This is a genomic window from Limnohabitans sp. (assembly GCF_044361645.1).
In the GTDB taxonomy this organism is placed as follows: domain Bacteria; phylum Pseudomonadota; class Gammaproteobacteria; order Burkholderiales; family Burkholderiaceae_C; genus Limnohabitans_A.
Map to the genome: position 1 here is coordinate 1 of NZ_JBIKIL010000194.1, position 4,149 is coordinate 4,149.

3 protein-coding genes are annotated in these 4,149 nt (G+C 57.0%); all 3 read right to left on the bottom strand.

Annotated elements, in window-relative coordinates; genetic code table 11:
• Positions 1 to 64: 64 nt before the first annotated feature.
• Complete coding sequence (locus ACIQ39_RS18795; protein ID WP_396436109.1) at positions 65 to 799, bottom strand: ABC transporter substrate-binding protein; 735 nt, start codon at positions 797 to 799, stop codon at positions 65 to 67.
• Positions 796 to 1,692 carry an FCD domain-containing protein gene (locus ACIQ39_RS18800; RefSeq protein ID WP_396436110.1) on the bottom strand — a complete coding sequence of 299 codons (897 nt, stop codon included), beginning with the start codon at positions 1,690 to 1,692 and terminating at the stop codon, positions 796 to 798. The genes ACIQ39_RS18795 and ACIQ39_RS18800 overlap by 4 nt, the downstream gene beginning before the upstream one ends.
• Before the next feature lie 34 nt (positions 1,693 to 1,726).
• The coding region (gene acnA, locus ACIQ39_RS18805) for an aconitate hydratase AcnA (protein ID WP_396436111.1) at positions 1,727 to 4,149 on the bottom strand (2,423 nt) is incomplete at its 5' end.

The window sequence follows — 4,149 nt, forward strand, 5'->3', positions numbered from 1 at the left end:
CATCCCCTCTGGCATTTCGCTCACGGGTGGTTCGGGAGCCGACATAAGCAAACATGTTTCCTCCTTAAGCCGCAGGCGCCACAGAGGCGCCTTGTATGCCATGGCGATGCAGCGCCTCCGCCACAAAGCCGCTGGCCTTCATCTCTTCTACAAACTTTGCCAGATACGTTGATGCATCCGAGCCACGCGACTTGGGTGTCCCCATCGCTTGCTGGATCACCATGAAGCGGCCCGGCAGTAGCCGATAGCCTGAAAATCGATTCATATCGGCTTCGAGTTGCTGCTTTACGCCCGCCGCCACTTCCAGCATCTGCTCGACAAATACATCGACCACTGTGGGTGATGTGGGCGCGCGCACAATCTCGGCTAGCTTGAGTTCACGGGTCAAAAACAGATCGTAGGCACTTCCTTTGCCCACCGTGACGCGAATACCTTGCCTATCCACTTCCTCATTGCTGTGGATGGGGGATTTTTCTGGGACCAGGTAACTGCCCTCGATCAGCACATAGGGCGAGGTGAACGCGATGCCTTCTCCTCGTAAAGGGTCTATAGCAAAAAAACCGATATCAGCCTGTTCGCCGCGAACCGCTTCAACTGACTTTCCTGCTGCGTCAAACACCACCAACTCGATATCTACGCCCAGTCGCTCGGCAAAAGCACGCGCCAGGTCAATCGACACGCCAAAAGGTTCACCCGTTTGGGGATTTTTGTTGGCCAGGATGGGATTGCCCAGATTGATGGAAGCACGCAGCTTGCCGGTTGGTGCAAAGGCTTTGCGTAAGTCTGTTGACGAGGTCATGGCTTAAGGATCTTTCGGATCTTCTGGTGGTTTTTGAGGGTGCGAGAGAGGTGTTCTCGCATGATGTCAGCCGCCTCTTGATTACGGCTGGCTTCTAAGAGGTCAAGCAAATGCAGGTGCTGTTGGCAGTGCTCTTTGTATCGCTTGCGGTCTTGCATAGATCGATAAGAAATCAAACGCCGCACACGGTTGACACGGCGAATGGTGTCAATGAAAAACGGATTGCCAGAAGCCTCAATCAAAGATTCATGAAAGCGTACGCCGCGTTCGTGCAGTTGATCGGGCGTGTCGGTTTCAATACCCCCGCCAAGCAAGTGCTGCTCGGCCGCTCGGCATTGTTCAATGACCTTAGGGTCAAGCCGATAGCCCGGCTCAAGCAAGGCGGCCGGTTCGAGGGCCATGCGCAGACGATAAGACTGAAGCAGACTGTCAGGCGTGGTCAGCATCGCAGAAAATTCCCAACCGTAACCCGGTTTTTTCTGCGCCCAACCCTCCTGTGCAATGCGGTGCAGCACGGCCTGCAGCTGTGCAGCCGTCAACTCATAGCGGTTGCGCAGCAAAACCTCAGACACCGTTTCGGGCAGCTCACCCTTGAGCAGGTCGTCAGCCATCGTAAAGTAGGCCTGGCTGGTGGCATCGGTTTTCGTCAGCCCCAGTTTTTTTCGGACGGCCGGGTCAGCGGCATCGACCGCCTTGGCAATAAAGTAGCCCCGATTTCTCTCGCGTTGCAGAATGCCCTTGTTATGCAAAAAAGCCAATGCATCGTTGATGGGCGTACGTGAAAGCTTGAGCTGATCGGCCAGCCACTGGGCAGGTAAGTGTGCTCCAATCTCTAATCCCTCCTGGCGGATCAGATTCAAGACTTGAGTAGGAATGTTTTTGTCTGTGCTCATGAATTCTGGATTCTGCACGACCGGGCTCCCGATTTCAGGCTTTGGCTGTCTCACCGCGGTGCGTGCGGATCGTTTGCTGCAGGATAGAAGGAATCACTCCACCAGCACGTAACAATTCAACTTCAAGCTGGGTTTCAACCGCAGCCTGCGCTTCGATGTACTCCACAGTCCCATTTACCCGACGCAACATCACATGCACCTTGCAACGCGGAGCCAAGAGCTTTGCGTCAGCTTGGACTTCGAGCTGGTCCCCTGGTTGGATATTCAGCGTCTGCGGGTTCATGCCTTCAGGTAAGCGCAGCGGCAAGATGCCCATGCCGATTAGGTTTGAGCGGTGTATGCGCTCAAAACTGACCGCCAATACCATACGAATGCCCAGCAGGCGCTGGCCCTTGGCCGCCCAGTCTCGTGATGAGCCCATGCCATAGCGCTCACCGGCTACCAGCACAACCGACTGACCCGCCTCACGGTAGCGCGCGGCCACGTCCCAAATTGGCTGCACCTCACCCGATGGGATGTGCAGAGTGTGTGCCACGGGCATGCCAGGCTTTAAAAGATTCAACAGAGTCTTATTGTGAAAGGTTGCCCGCATCATGACCTCCCAGTTGCCGCGGCGTGAGGCGAACACATTGAGGTCGTTACGGTCATCGCCGCGTGCCACCAGAAAATCCGCCACCAGTGATTCGGGTGGAATCGCGCTTGCGGGCGAAATGTGGTCCGTGGTCACGTCGTCCCCCACCACTAGCAGGGGAAATGCGCTGTAGTGTCCAAGCTGGCTGCCAGCGTCCACGGCTGCAAAGGGGGGGCGGCGCAGGATGGTGGATTTCTCGTCCCAAGGAAACCGCGCCGTTTGCGGCGCCTCTAGCGCCCGCCACAACGGGTTGGCGGTGGCAATTTCAAAATCTCTTTTGAAATCCTGCGGCTGCAACCCTAGATCCAAGTGCTCGGCGATCTCTTCATGCGTAGGCCACAGGTCTTTCAGAAAGACTTTTTGACCTGCCGCATTGGTTTGCACTGGCTCGGTTGCTAGATTCTTTTGCGCATCTCCAGCCAGGCCAAAGGCAATGACCAAGGGTGGTGACATGATGAAGCTCAACTCCAAATCAGGATGCACCCGACCGGGGAAATTGCGGTTACCTGAGAGGATGGCCACAGCCTTGCTGTGACCGCTGTTTTGCGCCTGGACAATGGGTGCTGTTAACGGCCCGGGGTTCCCGATGCAGGTGGTGCAACCAAAACCCACGATGCCAAAGCCCACAGCCTCCAGGTCATTCAGCAGGCCGGCACGCTGAAGGTAGGAAGCGGCAGCAGGTGATCCGGGAGCCAATGAGGTCTTGACCCAGTACGGAACTTTCAGACCCAGCGTACGCGCTTTGCGAGCCAGCAGGCCAGCGGCAATGAGCAATGCCGGGTCGGAGGTGTTGGTGCAGCTGGTGATGGCGGCAATCGCCACTGGGTGCACAGGCATGTCATGGCTTTGCACTTTTGATTGAAAGCCCACTTTCGCCAACGCCTGCCCGGTTTGAGAGAGATCGAGCAAATCCTGGGGTCGCTTCGGGCCTGCCACATGCATGCCGATCTGCGCCAGGTCAATTTCGATGCTCTTGGTATAACGCGGCTGCGCCTCGGGGTTGAACCACAAGCCGGTGTGTCGCATATAGGCTTCCACACGTTCGATGTCCTGCGGTGAACGACCGGTCGAGCGCAAGTAGTCGAGCGTTGCCTGGTCCACCGGAAAGTACCCAGTGGTCGCCCCATATTCGGGCGCCATATTGGCCACCACAGCGCGGTCGCCCGCTCTCAGGGCAGATACGCCCGGACCGAAGAACTCGACGAACTCGCCTGTTACGCCCACTTGACGAAGCCGCTGAGTCACCGTCAAGGCAAGATCGGTGGCCAGCACACCAGGCAAGAGACGACCTCTCAATCGCACACCAATCACATCGGGAATACGCAGCATGGTCGGCATGCCGAACATCACGGTCTGCGCTTCAAGTCCACCCACACCCCAGCCTAGGACCCCAATACCGTTGACCATGGGTGTATGGCTGTCGGTGCCGATCATCATGTCGGGTACCAGCCACGCCTTACCATCTCGCTGCTCGGTCGTCACAACCGTAGCCAGTTGTTCCAGGTTGATGGTGTGCATGATGCCAGTACCAGGCGGGTTGATGCGCACGCCTTTGAGCACCTGTGAAGCCCACCGAAGGAAACGGTAGCGCTCGGAATTTCGGCGGATTTCATGTTGCAGGTTCTCATTTGCTGCACCAGCCTTAGCATAGGCCTCTACCGCCAGAGAGTGGTCAATTGACACATCCACCTGCAGGCCCGGGTTAAGTACCGTCGGGTCCACACCTGCCTCAGCCAGTGCGTCACGCATGGCGGCCACATCCACCAAGGCCGGGGTACTGGTGGTGTCATGCATGAGCACACGACCAGGTTGAAACGCAATTTCCT